The organism is Comamonas sp. B21-038 (assembly GCF_022387135.1).
GTDB classification, from domain to species: domain Bacteria; phylum Pseudomonadota; class Gammaproteobacteria; order Burkholderiales; family Burkholderiaceae_C; genus Comamonas; species Comamonas sediminis.
This window is the reverse complement of sequence record NZ_CP092462.1, coordinates 3,471,447-3,484,822: the sequence shown is the minus strand read 5'-3', so window position 1 is coordinate 3,484,822 and position 13,376 is coordinate 3,471,447. Positions and strand designations below refer to the sequence as shown.

Annotated in this window: 9 protein-coding genes; 5 read left to right on the top strand and 4 right to left on the bottom strand. The window is 64.2% G+C overall.

Annotated elements, in window-relative coordinates; genetic code table 11:
- Positions 1 to 22 precede the first annotated feature (22 nt).
- The 3 genes from MJ205_RS16045 (at position 23) to MJ205_RS16035 (ending at position 4,032) form a co-directional block, all read left to right on the top strand.
- The gene (locus MJ205_RS16045; RefSeq protein ID WP_239809374.1) at positions 23 to 1,231 is read left to right on the top strand and encodes an aminotransferase-like domain-containing protein; all 1,209 of its coding nucleotides are present in this window, start codon (positions 23 to 25) and stop codon (positions 1,229 to 1,231) included.
- Between the two features lie 293 nt (positions 1,232 to 1,524).
- Positions 1,525 to 2,496: a Bug family tripartite tricarboxylate transporter substrate binding protein gene (locus MJ205_RS16040; protein ID WP_239809373.1), complete on the top strand. Its 972-nt coding sequence runs from the start codon at positions 1,525 to 1,527 to the stop codon at positions 2,494 to 2,496.
- A gap of 66 nt (positions 2,497 to 2,562) precedes the next feature.
- Positions 2,563 to 4,032 (top strand): N-acyl-D-amino-acid deacylase family protein, encoded by a 1,470-nt coding sequence (locus MJ205_RS16035; protein ID WP_239809372.1) that lies wholly within the window; start codon positions 2,563 to 2,565, stop codon positions 4,030 to 4,032.
- A gap of 81 nt (positions 4,033 to 4,113) precedes the next feature.
- Here the strand turns inward: MJ205_RS16035 and MJ205_RS16030 are convergent, their stop codons facing one another.
- From MJ205_RS16030 to MJ205_RS16015, 4 genes are all read right to left on the bottom strand, one after another.
- Positions 4,114 to 5,529, bottom strand: a complete 1,416-nt coding sequence (locus tag MJ205_RS16030) for a hypothetical protein (RefSeq protein WP_239809371.1) — start codon at positions 5,527 to 5,529, stop codon at positions 4,114 to 4,116.
- Positions 5,530 to 5,667: 138 nt separating this feature from the next.
- The gene (locus tag MJ205_RS16025) at positions 5,668 to 8,073 is read right to left on the bottom strand and encodes a TonB-dependent siderophore receptor (RefSeq protein WP_239809370.1); all 2,406 of its coding nucleotides are present in this window, start codon (positions 8,071 to 8,073) and stop codon (positions 5,668 to 5,670) included.
- A 114-nt stretch (positions 8,074 to 8,187) separates the two neighbouring features.
- The gene (locus MJ205_RS16020) at positions 8,188 to 9,294 is read right to left on the bottom strand and encodes a FecR family protein (protein WP_239809369.1); all 1,107 of its coding nucleotides are present in this window, start codon (positions 9,292 to 9,294) and stop codon (positions 8,188 to 8,190) included.
- A 41-nt stretch (positions 9,295 to 9,335) separates the two neighbouring features.
- Positions 9,336 to 9,893: an RNA polymerase sigma factor gene (locus MJ205_RS16015; RefSeq protein WP_239812767.1), complete on the bottom strand. Its 558-nt coding sequence runs from the start codon at positions 9,891 to 9,893 to the stop codon at positions 9,336 to 9,338.
- Positions 9,894 to 10,581: 688 nt separating this feature from the next.
- On the opposite strand from MJ205_RS16015, the gene MJ205_RS16010 reads away from it, so the two are divergent.
- Together MJ205_RS16010 and preA are read left to right on the top strand one after the other, a co-directional pair.
- A complete protein-coding gene (locus MJ205_RS16010; RefSeq protein WP_239809368.1) occupies positions 10,582 to 11,943 on the top strand; it encodes an NAD(P)-dependent oxidoreductase in 1,362 nt (453 codons plus the stop codon).
- 43 nt (positions 11,944 to 11,986) lie between these two features.
- Positions 11,987 to 13,309: an NAD-dependent dihydropyrimidine dehydrogenase subunit PreA gene (gene preA / locus MJ205_RS16005; RefSeq protein ID WP_239809367.1), complete on the top strand. Its 1,323-nt coding sequence runs from the start codon at positions 11,987 to 11,989 to the stop codon at positions 13,307 to 13,309.
- The last annotated feature ends 67 nt before the right edge of the window (positions 13,310 to 13,376 follow it).

Below are 13,376 nucleotides of genomic sequence, written 5' to 3'. Positions count from 1 at the left end.
GACAAACCAGCGAGACAAGGCCATGTCCTTTTTTCAATTCACTCCCGCCTTTGCCAACCCCCAGGGCTCGCCCATACGCGAGCTGTTCCCCTACCTGAGCCGGCCGGGCATGATCTCGCTGGCGGGCGGCTACCCCTCGCCCAGCCTGTTCGACCAGGAAGGCCTGGCCGCTGCCGCCGCGCAGGCGATGACCACGGGCGCCACGGCGCTGCAGTACGGCGCCACCGAAGGCTCGCCCGCATTGCGCGAGCAGCTGGCCGCGCAGTGCCAGGCCCGGGGTATCCGCTGCAGCGCTGGCGACGTGCTGGTGACGACCGGCTCACAGCAGGGCTTTGACCTGCTGCTGCGCGTGCTGATCCAGCCCGGTGATGCCGTCTGTGTAGAGACCCCTGCTTACCCCGCAACCATTGCGGCGCTGCGCCAGGCGGGCGCCAAGATCCTGAGCACGCCAGTGGATGGCGATGGCCTGGATGTGGAGGCGCTGGCCACCATGCTGGCGGCGCTGCCGGCGGCCGAGCGTCCCAAGCTGCTCTACACCGTGCCCAACTTCTCCAACCCCTGCGGCACCTTGCTGGTGCAGCAGCGCCGCGAGCGCCTGGTGCAGCTGGCGCTGCAGTATGGCTTTGTCGTCGTCGAAGACGATCCCTATGGCGAGCTGGCCTTCACCGATGCCCGGCCCGCACCGGTCTATGCCGCAGCCCAGCAGCGCGTGGGCGAGGGCGAGAACCCCGTGGTCTACCTGTCGAGCCTGTCCAAGACCGTGGCCCCCGGCCTGCGCGTGGGCTGGATGGTGGCCGACCCGGCCGTGCTGCGCCGCTGCACCGTGGCCAAGCAGACCAATGACCTGTGCACCTCCCCACTGGCGCAAGCCGTGGCCGCCAGCTACCTGCAGTCGGGCCGCTATGGCCAGGCGGTGGCCAAGGCCTGTGCCGAGTACCAGCGCCGCATGCTCGCCCTCACCCAGGGCCTGAAGGCGCGTCTGGGTGGGCTGGTGCAGTTTGTGCAGCCCGCTGGCGGCATGTTTGTCTGGATGACCTTTGATGCCCGCATTGATCCGCAAAAGCTGTTTGATGCCGCAGTGGCGGCCCATGTGATCTTTGTGCCCGGCAAGGCCTTCTATGCCGACAATGCGAACCTGCATTCGATGCGGCTGTCGTTTGCGGCGCCCGATGTGGCCCAGATTGAGCAGGCGGTCGATAGGCTGACAGAAGCATTTCATAAAGCCAGTTAAGCGCTATCCAAGCCATAGCAACCTAGCCCGTCGGGGTGTAAGCCGGCGGGCTTTTTTCTTGTTTGGCTGGGTGGGGTACTGCCGCCATTTACGCGGTATTGCCGCTTCTGCCAGTTGTTGCTTGGGTAGGTTGTTGTTATTTGAGAAGATTTTCGCAAACCAGCCGAACACAATGGGTCTGTCCTGAACGCGATGCCGTGCAGGATCTCAGGTTCAACCGGAGAAGCCCGAGGGGCGCGGTCTGCTGGCGCGGCGCTCCCCCTGGGCTGCACTCCGATCTTCTGGAGAAACCCATGGCTGCTGCACCCTTCTCACGTCGCTGGCTGATCGCCGCTGCCGGCTTGCTGGCCTGTTCGGCCCATTCCGCCTACCCGGACAAACCCATCAAGATCATTGTGCCCAGCGTGGCTGGCAGCAGCCCTGATGTGCTGGTGCGCCTGGTCGGCCATGCGCTGGCGCTGCAGCTGGGCAAGCCGGTCGTCATCGAGAACCGGGGTGGGGCGGGCGGCAACATCGGCATGCAAGCCTTGATGGCCGCGGCGCCCGATGGTTATACCCTGGGCTATGGCAACAACGCCACGTTGACGACCAACGAGTTTCTGTTCAGCAAACTGCCCTATGACCCGCGCAGTTTGTTGCCGGTGGGCGGTATTGCGACGACCAGCAGCTTCTTGCTGGTCAACCCCGAGGTACCCGTCCATTCGGTGGAAGAATTGGTCACCTATATCCGCAGCTCGGATGCGCCGGTGCACTATGGATCGGGCGGCATTGGAACCACCAGCCACCTGGGCGCGGAGTTGTTCAAGACCAGGATGGGGCTGTCGTCGGCGGTACATGTTCCCTACAAGGGTTCCCCGCAGGCGCTGAACGATCTGGTCAGTGGCAGCTTGCAGTTCTATTTTGAAAACATCGTCACTGCCGCGCCGCAACTGAAAGCGGGCAAGGTGCGCGCCTTGGCCGTGACCAGCGCCCAGCGTTCGCCCCAATACCCGGAGATACCGACCATGCAGGAGGCGGGCGTGCAGGGCTTTGTGATGAACGCCTGGGGTGGTCTGCTGGTGCCGCCCGGTACAGCGCGCGATGTGCTGATGCGCTTGAACACGGCCTTGAACCAGGGGCTGCGCTCGCCTGGCATCCAGGCGCAACTGGAGAAAATGGCCTATATCCCGCTGGCGGGCACGCCTGAGGATTTCCAAGCGCTTGCCGATTCGGAGCGTGTGCATTGGGGGGCCGTCGTGAAAGCCAGTGGGGCCCGGGTCGAATGAGCGCGCGGGCGCATCGCAGCGCATGGACGCAGCGCGTTTATCCATCCTTTTGGGGAGGCCGGCCCGATGAAGACAGAGACCTTTGATGTGCTGATTCAAGGCGGTGAGGTGATCGATGGCACCAGGCGCCCCCGCTACCGCGCCGATGTCGGCATTCGTGCTACCCGGATCGTCGCCTTGGGCGACCTGGCTGGCGCGGTGGCAGACCGCGTGGTCGATGCCAGCGGCAAGATCGTCGCGCCCGGATTTATCGATGCGCACTCGCATGATGACCAGGCGCTGCTGCTGCAGCCGCAGATGCCGTTCAAGCTCTCGCAGGGCGTGACCGCGGTGGTCACCGGTAACTGCGGCATCAGTGCGGCGCCGCTCCATCCCGGCACGCCGGTGCCCGCACCGCTGAATCTGCTCAGCGATGCCGCCACGCGCTTTGCCAGCTTCGGGGCCTATCTGCAAGCGCTGCGCGCCGCACCGCCGGCGGTGCATGTGATTCCGCTGGTGGGACATACCACCTTGCGGGTCGTGGCGATGGCCGATCTGAGCCGGGCCGCCGGCGCGGAAGAAATGGCCCACATGCAGGCCTTGCTGCGGGAGGCCCTGGAGGCCGGAGCCGTCGGGCTGTCTTCCGGCACTTACTACCCCCCGGCAGCAGCGGCCAGCACCCAGGAGCTGTGCCGGGTGGCCCAGCCGCTGGCCGAATACGGTGCGCTGTATGTGAGCCATCTGCGCAACGAGGGCGCGCACAGCCAGCAAGCCATCGACGAGACCTTGCAGATAGGTCTGTTTGCGCGGACTGCAGTGCTCATCTCCCACCACAAGCTGCAAGGTCCGGCGAACTGGGGGAGGTCAGTACAAACCTTGCCGCAGATCGCAGCAGCGATGCAGCACCAATGTGTGTCACTCGACTGCTATCCCTACCATGCCAGCTCCACCATCCTGCACCTGGAAGAGGAGCGCCTGGCGGGCAAAATCGTCATTGCCGACAGCAAGTCCCATCCGGAGCTGCAGGGCCAGGAGCTGGGCGAGATTGCCCGGCGCTGGCAGGTCTCGCGCGCCGAGGCCTCAGCGCGTCTGCAGCCGGCCAGCGCCATCTATTTCAATATGGAGGAAAGCGATGTGCGGCGCATCCTGGCCTTTGGCCCGACGATGATTGGTTCGGATGGCGTCCCCTCCAACGAACGCCCGCATCCGCGCCTTTGGGGCACCTTTCCTCGCGTGCTGGGCCACTACAGCCGTGAGCTTGGTCTGTTCCCGCTGGAGACCGCTGTCTGGAAAATGACCGGTCTCACCGCCCAGGTCTTTGGCATCGACAGGCGTGGCGTTGTGGCCGAAGGCCACTATGCCGATCTGTGCATATTTGACCCGCAGACCGTGCGCGATACTGCCACCTTTGACGACCCCCAGCAGCCCGCTACGGGCATCGACTGCGTCATTGTCAGTGGGGCCATCGCTTACGAACAGGGGGTGTACCTGGGTAGCAGAACCGGCACGGTGCTGCGGCGTACGGTACCTGCGAAGCTGAGCCCAGGTTTGCAGTGATGCGCTGATGAGACTACCCGGTTGAAGTGCTTGGGCGATGATCAATCCCAAGCACCCGTGTTTCGAAGTTCAGAACCTCGCTCAGGGCGCTGCTTGGGGCAAAGCAATACGGTAGGTTGCCGATCCTTCAAGATTTTGCCGCTGCGGCTCTTTGCCTTCAAAGACGAGGCTATGCGTGGCAGCATCCCACTGCATGGCTTGCAAGGTATAGGGGTTGCGCAGCTCGGCAGGTGATGCCTGCAACCACGCCTGCATATCTTGAGCACGGACGCTTTCGGCCGTCGCAAGGTATTGCAGCATGACCAAGCGGCGGTATCCATCCATGTCATGAATGCGTTGAAAGTAGCTTTGGTAGTGGGCAGCGTTCATGGCAACCATGCATGTGCCAAGGGGGTTGCGCAGTCGAATTGGATAAGGGCAGTGATAGTGGTTAGCCAATACCTGGTTGTGTGACTTGAATGCAGCCTCTAGCGCATCAGCGGGCATATTTCCTATGGCTTTGATTTGGTCCAAGTGTTCCAGCGAGGCATTCACGGTGGCAATGGGGAGGTAGCCGATCTGAGAGAGGCTGTCAGACAGCTTTCCTCGCCAGTTCTTTTCTCCGCGCTTTTGCGACATAAACGGGAGCATTCCGACAATCATCTGTTGCTCTCCTTGCAGCGAAGAATCCAGGTTCGGGCTAGGCTGCAAGATGAGCTGCCGGATTTGCGCAGAGACGTGAGGTGATATGTGAATAGGTGTATGCCCAATTGCCTGGCTGATCCAGCGTAACTCAGCGCTTTGCATCTCCAGCAGCACCATGGCTTCTAAAAAGCTGTTGGCGGAGTTGCCGATGCGTGCTCGCAGTCTGCTAGCGATTTCCATCGTATCCAAAGCGCTCTGCGCCGAATGCTGCCATTGCACAGCTGCTTTTGCCAACATCAGCGCATGGGCGCTGCGCAGCTGAGCGTGGTAAGGAAGCGGACTGAAAATATCGTAGAGAGGATGGACGAACTGTGGTGCCCTTGCTGCTGCTTCATAGCGAACGAGCAATGGGCTATTGGCCTGCACCAATGTTAGGACCTCGTTCTTATTGGCCAGTGTCCAACTGAAGCAGTCTTCGTCACTCCGAAGGGGGCAGTGAAAAGCAAATCGAGAAACCTTTTCTCCGCCTGTGAAGGTCGTCCAATCCTTCATCGCGTCGTAGTTTCGTGGATCTTGCAGGGCCTTGAAGCTTGTCTCCAGCGTCTTAGCCAGGTATCGGCGCCCAAATGCCTCGGCACTGCTGACGAGATTGCCGCCGTCGGTGGGGGCACTTAAGCCCACCATGATCAGATAGCCATTGCCTTCCTGCATGGCATCAGTGGGCGGGATCTGTTGCACTTGCAGAGCCGTTTGGCTGAGAGGATCATCGTGCCAATTTGCTACGACAAGCGCAGTCAAGGCAGTAGTCCCCAACGCGAGCAACAGCAGAGCCAAATAGCCCACGGCCTTGAACAATTGACGCATGAAGGTCATGGAAGCGTAATGGATGTTTGTGCTGTGAGTGGATTCATCAATCTAACATGGGTGATGCATCTGGCTCGGGGCTTGATCTTGAGGTGTAGGTAGGCGGCGACGAGCCGGGGCTATGTAGCCGCCACCCTGTCTCCCTTATCAGAAGTCGTAACGCATCCCCACATTCACGCTGCGTGGCGCTCCCCAGGTGTAGTACAGGCCAATGGCACTGAAGTTGTTCACGCCGGCTTTGTAGTGCTTGTCCAATGCGTTGTTGATGTTCAGGCTGAAGGACAGCTGCTTGTCGACCTGGTAGCGGGCCATCAGGTCCAGCAGCGCGTAGCTGCCTTGCGCCAGGGTGGCGGCGCTGTTGCTCACCGAGGTCTTGTCCTGCCAGCGGGTCGAGGCGCCGACGGTCAGGCCGCGCAGGGCGCCTCCGTCAAAGCGGTAGGTGCTGCCTAGCTTGAACTGGTACTCGGGGTACTGGCTGGTGTTGCTCAGCGAGCTGTTCTGCCGCACCAGGCTGCCCTGGGCCTGCCAGCCCCTTGCCAACTCGCCCGACAGCTCCAGCTCCCAGCCGTGGCGGGTGGCAGAGGCGACGGAGCGGTAGGCGGTATCGCCGCCAGGGGTGAGGCCGCCCGTCTCCTCGGCGGTGTTCTTGGTCTTGATCCAGTAGTGGCTGATGCTGGCGTTCAGACGCTTGTCCAAGAACTCGCCCTTGATGCCGATTTCATAGGTGTTGCCTTCTTCGGGCTTGAGGGTGCGGCCCTGCTCATCCTGCGAGGTTTGCGGCTGGAAGATGCTGGCGTAGCTGGCGTAGGCGGACATGTTGGGGTGGAAGTCATAGACCAGACCGGCGTAGGGCGTGTAGACCGCGCTCTCGTTCATGTCGTAGTTCCACCAGTAGGGGGTGGTGTCGCGCTCTTCGAACTTGGTCACGCGCAAGCCGGCAATCAGCTGCAGCGGATCGCTGAGTTGAAAGCGGCCTGCCGCGTAGGCATAGCGCTGCTTCTGGCTGAAGCGGTTATCGCCATAGATCCAGCTGCTGGTGTCGGGCTCGGGCAGGTAGGCGCCGCCCTGGTCGTAGCTGGTGCCCAGGCCAGCGAGCGGTAGCAGGGCCTGCGCGTTCAGCGGCAGTTTGACGCTGCTCTGAAAGCGCGAGATACCGATGCCGGCGAGCAGCTCATGCTCGCGTCCCAGCAGGCTGAAAGGGCCCTTGATGTCCAGGTTCACGGTCCAGTTGTTGTTGCGCATGTCGGTCCAGCGGCCGTAGTTGACCCGGTCCTGGTCGTAGAGGTAGCCGGCAAACATGTCGTCCATGCGCACCTGCTGGTGCGAGAACTTGAGGCTGCTCGTCCAGCCATTGCCCAGGCGCTGCTCCAGGCTGCCGAAGAGGGTGGTCGCGTTCTGGTCATAGCCGCCCCAGGGCGCGCCGGTGTTGAACGAACGCGGTCGGTCGGGCGTTTGGACACCCGCACGGGTATAGCCCTGGATGGGTTGGGTGGTGCCGATGCCATTGGCCGCACGCTGGCGGTAGGTGAAGCCGACATTCAGCAAGGTGTCCGGGCTCAGATCGGCCTCCAGCGTGCCGAACAGCATCTTGCCTCTGCTGTCTTCATGGTCGCGAAAGCTGCCGGCATCGGTGGCCGATGCCACCAGGCGGCCGCGCAGGGTGCCCGCTTCATTGAGCGGGCCGCCAATATCGGCCTGTGCGCGGTAGCTGTCCCAGCTGCCGGCGCTGGCCTGTACGCTGGCCTGGAAGCTCCGGGTGGGGCGCTTGCGAACCATGTTGACGGTGGCGCCGTACTCACCCTTGCCTACCACCAGGCCTGACGAGCCCTTGAGCACATCGATGTGGTCGATCTCGGCCATGTCGTCTAGCGAGAACAAGGTGCTGGTCAGGTAGTACCAGCCGCTGCGCACCTGGCTCATGCCATCGGTCTGCAGATTGACCGAGGTGCCACGCGCCTGGAAATCGGTGGCATTGCCTTGGCGGTAGGTGCCGATGCCCGGGGTCTGTTCCATCACATCGGTCAAGGTGTCGAGCTTGAAGTCATCCATGCGCTGGCGCGTCATCACGCTGACGGATTGCGGGGTTTCGCGCAGGCTCAGGTTCAAGCCGGTGGCCGTGGCGCTGGGGCCGCGCTGCGTATAGCTGCCGGTGCCTTCGGTGGCGCCGTCGCGCTGGGCACCCGCTGTCACGGTGACGGTGGCCAGGGTCGCGCCTTCCTCGCCCACCGATGCGGCCTTGATGACCACGGCCTGGCCCTCCACCGTGGCCACCAGGCCGGTGCCGGCCAGCAGGCGGTCCAGCGCCTGGTTGGGCGTTAACGTGCCGACGATGGCGGGGGCCTGCTTGCCGGCGACCAGGGATTGCTGGGCTATCAGCTGTATGCGCGTTTGCCGCGCCCAGTCATTGAGCGCCTCGGCCAGCGGCTGGGCCTGGATGCGGAAGGCCAGCGGCGCCGCCGGCAGTGCGGCGCTTTGCGCATGGGCGGCCACCGAGCCCAGAGCCAGGGCAATGGCCAATGCCAGGGGAGCGGGACGCAAAAGGGGGTACGACATGGAGGTCCTCAAGTAGTCAATGCAAATGATTCCTACTGAGGTAGACGCACGGGATGCGAGAAATACGGTAGTGGCAGCGAAAATTTATTAAAAAATGTCTGGAGCGTGGCGAGCTCAACGCAGCGCGCCTATTTCCAGTCCGCCCGCCACGGGCTGCAGCCGCACCGGCAGTGCATGGGGCAGCAGCTTGCGCAGGGTCGGTGTGTCGCTGGGGTCAAAGGTGCCGCTCAGGCGCAGTGCGGCCACGGCCGGGTCGCTGATCGTGAGGCCGGTGCTGCCATAGCGCTCAAACTCCGCCAATGCCTGGGACAGCGGCGTGTTGACGAAGCTGATGCGGTGCTCGCGCCAGGGGGCGATGCCTTCGGCGGCGACGGGTTGCAGCGAGCCCAGGCGGCCCTGGCCGTCAGCGTTGATCTGCTGGCCAGCGCCCAGGGTCTGGGCGCCGGCGATCTGTGCGAGCGCGGGGCCGGGCGCGCCATCGCGGCGTACCACGCGGACCTGGCCCTCTTCCACCGCCACGCGCACGCCATCGCTGCCGGCCAGCCCCGGCGTGTAGCGCACCGAGAACCGCGTGCCCACCACGGTGATGCCGACCGGGCCGCTCAGCACATGGAAGGGGCGCTGCGCACTGGCCTGCACGCTGAACACCGCCTGGCCCTCGTGCAGCAGCACTTCGCGGCGGTCACGGTAATAGACGACCTCCAGCCGGGTGGCGGTGTCCAGGCGCAGCTGGCTGCCATCGGGCAGCTGCACTTCCAGCTGCTGGCCGCGCTGCGAGGCATAGGCCTGCCGGAACACAGGTTGTGCCTGCCAATGCTGCCAGGCCAGCAGGCCGGTGCCGCTGGTCACGACGACCGCAGCGGCCATGCCCAGCGAGGGCAGCAGCCAGCGGCGGCGCAGGCCTGTGATGGCTGCGGCAGGCGCTGCAGGTGCGGTGGCCGCGCGCGGCGGCGTCTGTTGGGCAGCGCTCAGCTGCGCCTTGTCATGCGCCAGGTTGCGGCGCAGCTGTGCGATGGCGCCGGCGGGCATGGCATCGATGGCGCTCCAGTGCTGCTCCCACTGTGCATAGGCGCTGCCGTGCGTGGCGTCGGCCTGCAGCCACTGCTGGAAGGCCTGCTCGTCCGCCGCGCCCCAGCCCGCGCGCTGGCGCCGGACAAACCAGTCCAGCACCTGCTGGCGCAGGCCGGCGGTGTCGTCTGGAGGCAGGGGCGGTGCGTTCATCTCGTGGTCAATGCTGGATTCTGGGGGACAGTCTGGACCGCTCATGGCAGCGCGCGTTTGCTGCGGGGCCGCCGATGCGTGGCAGGCGGTGCCACACCCTCGAGCCGGTCCTGGCAACGCCAGCAGGCCTGCATCGCGATCTGCAACTGCATCTCGACCGTGCGCGGGGAGATGCCCATCTGCTCTGCGATCTGGGCATAGCTCAGGCCGTCGAACTTGTAGAGCATAAAGGCTTCGCGGCAGCGCGGAGGCAATTGGTCGATGGTCGCAACCAGCGCCGCCAGGCCTTCGCGGGAGGCCAGGATGGTCTCGGGCTCCAGGCTGCGCGGGCCCGGCAGGTGCTCCAGTGCGGGTTCATCGCCTGCCGATGGGGGTGCCGTCTCCAGCTCCGCCCGAATGCTGCTGCGCCGGTGCTGGTCGATCACCAGATTGCGGGCGGTGCGGTAGAGCAGCGCGCGGGGGTCTTGCACGGCCTGCCCGGTCTGCTGGGCCGCCAGCACGCGGGCATAGCTCTCCTGGGCCAGATCGGCTGCCGTATCGCGGTCATGCACGGATCGGGACAGAAAGTTCAGCAGTTCGCGGTAGTAGCGCTCAAACACCAGGCAGCCAAAAAGAGAGAGGGGGTCTTCGCAACCGGTGGAGGCTGTCGTTGCATTGGGGAACGCAAGCCTGTTACACATGCAAATGGGAATTGTTATCATTATCGCTGATTGTGCGGCCACAGTGGGCAATGCCGTTGATGGGTCCATGCTGTGGCCCGCCGTCCTGGGCCAGGCATTGAATGCCATCGCGCCTGCAATCAGCGTCGGCGCGCGCGAGTCGCGTCCTGGCCGATGCCAGCCGGCACGTATCTCAGGTGCGTGACCGCTGGCGCGAAATCTCGTCACCCCCTCCACCGCATGCGGCCTGCGACGCCAGCGAGGGCGGTTTCCTCCATCCCTTTGGATGGCCCGGAAACCGCATCTCCGACGCGTGCCGGGTCGCCGTCTCGCACAGGGTTATGCCTATCCACTGATTGTCATAGCCTAGTGTTTTTACCAGTGCGTAAAATTTTATTCGGGCATTTAATAGTTCATAAGCGCTGCGAACACAGTGGCGCAGGACAGATAAAACACCCACGATGAGGGCCTGATGAACCCTCCCTGGTTGGTGCAGCTTTGGCGGTGAATGGGTTGCGCAGCAATGCCATTTGCCGGACCCGTTGTAGATGCAGTGGCGCGGTCGCAGGCGGCATGGTGATGGAGCCGCCCGCACTCGCGCTGGTAACCCAGTCGAGGAGGATGAGCCATGAATGGACCCACGGGATGCGGTGTGCGCGCAGCACGGCTTGGCGCGGACCAATACGCTGAAAATTTCTCGGATGCGCATCCGCCGCTGACATGGGCGCAGGCATCGATCGAAGCCGAGCGCTGTTACTACTGCTACGACGCGCCCTGCGCGACGGCCTGCCCGACCAGCATCGATGTCCCCAGCTTCATTGCCCGCATTGCGCAGGACAACATCCGGGGCGCGGCCAGGACCATTCTCGAATCGAATCCGCTGGGCGGCATGTGTGCCAGGGTGTGCCCGACCGAGGTGCTCTGCGAGCAGGCCTGCGTGCGCAACACCAACGAGGACAAGCCGGTGGAAATCGGCGCGCTGCAGCGCTATGCCACCGACCGCTTCATGGCCGCAGGCGGCGCGCCGCTGTTCAAGCGCGCCGAGCCGACGGGCAAGAAAGTGGCAGTTGTCGGTGCAGGCCCGGCCGGGCTGGCCTGTGCCCACCTCCTGGCCTTGCAGGGCCATGATGTCAGCCTGCTCGATGCCAAACCCAAACTGGGCGGTCTGAACGAGTACGGCCTGGCCAGCTACAAGACCACCGACGATTTTGCGCAGAAGGAAATCGACTGGCTGCTGTCGGTGGGTGGCATTGCCCCGCGCAACAACCAGCGGCTGGGCCGCGACTTCACATTGGACAGCCTGCTGGCCAGCCATGATGCGGTGTTTCTGGGGCTGGGCCTGGCCGGAGTCAATGACCTGGGCATCGCCGAGCCCAGCGCCCAGGGCCTGCGCAATGCGGTCGATTTCATCGCCGATATCCGCCAGGCTTCCAACAAATCCACGGTACCGGTCGGCCGGCGCGTGGTCGTGATCGGCGGCGGCATGACGGCCGTCGATGCCGCCGTGCAGGCGCGCTTGCTGGGCGCCGAAGAGGTCAGTATCGTGTACCGGCGTGGGCAGGATGCGATGTCGGCTTCCACGGTGGAGCAGCAGTGGGCGCAGACCCATGGTGTGACGATCCGGCTGTGGGCGGCGCCGCAGGAGGTGCTGGTGGAGAACGGGTCGGTCACCGGCATCCGCCTGGCCAGCACCCAGCAGGTGGATGGCAAGCTGCAAACCACCGGCGAGACCACGGTGCTGGCGGCCGACATGGTGCTCAAGGCCATCGGTCAGAGCTACATCGCCGAGCCAGCCGGTGCGCGCATCGCCCTCAAGGCGGGGCGGATCGCCACGGACGAAGACGGCCAGACCAGCCTGGAGCGGGTGTGGGCGGGCGGTGACTGCCGCTGGGGCGGGCGTGACCTGACGGTGGAAGCCGTGGAGCACGGCAAACGCGCAGCAGCCGCGATGCACCGCATGTTGATGCGCGAAGTGGGCGTCAGCGCCTGACGGCGCAGCCCCAGCCTTCCATCCACCGAACCAAGGAATCGCCATGGCCGATATTCGCAGCAATTTTCTGGGCATCCGCAGTCCCAACCCCTTCTGGCTGGCCTCTGCGCCGCCGACCGACAAGGAAATCAATGTCACCCGCGCCTTCGAAGCAGGCTGGGGCGGTGTGGTCTGGAAGACCCTGGGCGAGGACCCGCATGTGGTCAATGTCAACGGGCCGCGCTACTCCACCTTGATGTCGCAGGACCGGCGCGTCATGGGCCTGAACAACATCGAGCTGATCACCGACCGGCCCCTGCAGATCAACCTGGACGAGATGACCCGCGTAAAGCGGGCCTGGCCGGACCGCGCGCTGATTGCCTCGCTGATGGTGCCCTGTGTGGAGGAGAGCTGGAAGCGCATCCTGCCGATGGTGGAAGACACCGGCGCCGATGGCATTGAGCTGAACTTTGGCTGCCCGCACGGCATGAGCGAGCGCGGCATGGGCGCGGCCGTGGGCCAGGTGCCCGAGTACATCCAGATGGTCACCGAATGGTGCAAGCACTACAGCCGCCTGCCGGTGATCGTCAAGCTCACGCCCAACATCACCGATGTGCGCTTTCCGGCGCGTGCCGCCAAGGCCGGTGGCGCCGATGCGGTGTCGCTGATCAACACGATCAACTCGGTGATGGGCGTGAACCTGGACACCCTGGTGATGCACCCCAGCACCGATGGACAAGGCTCGCATGGCGGTTACTGCGGGCCGGCGGTCAAGCCGATCGCCCAGAACATGGTGGCCGAGATCGCGCGCGATCCGCAGACTGCGGGCCTGCCGATTTCGGGCATCGGCGGCATCACCACCTGGAGGGATGCCGCCGAATACATGGCGCTGGGCTGTGGCACGGTGCAGGTCTGCACCGCCGCGATGGTGTATGGCTTCAAGATCGTGCAGGACATGTGCGACGGCCTGTCGAACTACATGGATGCCCATGGTTTCAAGACCATCGAAGACTTCCAGGGCCGTGCCGTGCCCACCGTCAAGGACTGGAAGGACCTGAACCTCAACCATATCGACAAGGCGGTGATCAACCAGGACAGTTGCATCCAGTGCGGGCGCTGCCATGTGGTCTGTGAAGACACCTCGCACCAGGCCATCTTCTACCAGAAGGGCGATGCCGGCGAGCGCCGCTTTGAGGTCAACGAGGCCGAATGCGTGGGCTGCAACCTCTGCGTATCGATCTGCCCGGTGCCCGACACGATTGTGATGCGCAGCCTGCAGCCCGGCGAGGTGGATGCGCGCACCGGCAAGGTCGTCACCGGCGAGTACGCCAACTGGACCACCCACCCCAACAATCCGGCACGGGTGGCCGCGCAGATGGCACCTTGAACGGCAGGCGCACCGCCAGCAATGGTGGCGCGCTTTTTGCATGGTGGTGTGGAGCGGCAGGATGGAA

Coding starts and splice junctions, on each gene's coding strand:
- MJ205_RS16045 (WP_239809374.1), top strand. CDS start 23: ATGTCCTTTTTTCAATTCACTCCCGCCTTTGCCAACCCCCAGGGCTCG.
- MJ205_RS16040 (WP_239809373.1), top strand. CDS start 1,525: ATGGCTGCTGCACCCTTCTCACGTCGCTGGCTGATCGCCGCTGCCGGC.
- MJ205_RS16035 (WP_239809372.1), top strand. CDS start 2,563: ATGAAGACAGAGACCTTTGATGTGCTGATTCAAGGCGGTGAGGTGATC.
- MJ205_RS16030 (WP_239809371.1), bottom strand. CDS start 5,529: ATGACCTTCATGCGTCAATTGTTCAAGGCCGTGGGCTATTTGGCTCTG.
- MJ205_RS16025 (WP_239809370.1), bottom strand. CDS start 8,073: ATGTCGTACCCCCTTTTGCGTCCCGCTCCCCTGGCATTGGCCATTGCC.
- MJ205_RS16020 (WP_239809369.1), bottom strand. CDS start 9,294: ATGAACGCACCGCCCCTGCCTCCAGACGACACCGCCGGCCTGCGCCAG.
- MJ205_RS16010 (WP_239809368.1), top strand. CDS start 10,582: ATGAATGGACCCACGGGATGCGGTGTGCGCGCAGCACGGCTTGGCGCG.
- preA (WP_239809367.1), top strand. CDS start 11,987: ATGGCCGATATTCGCAGCAATTTTCTGGGCATCCGCAGTCCCAACCCC.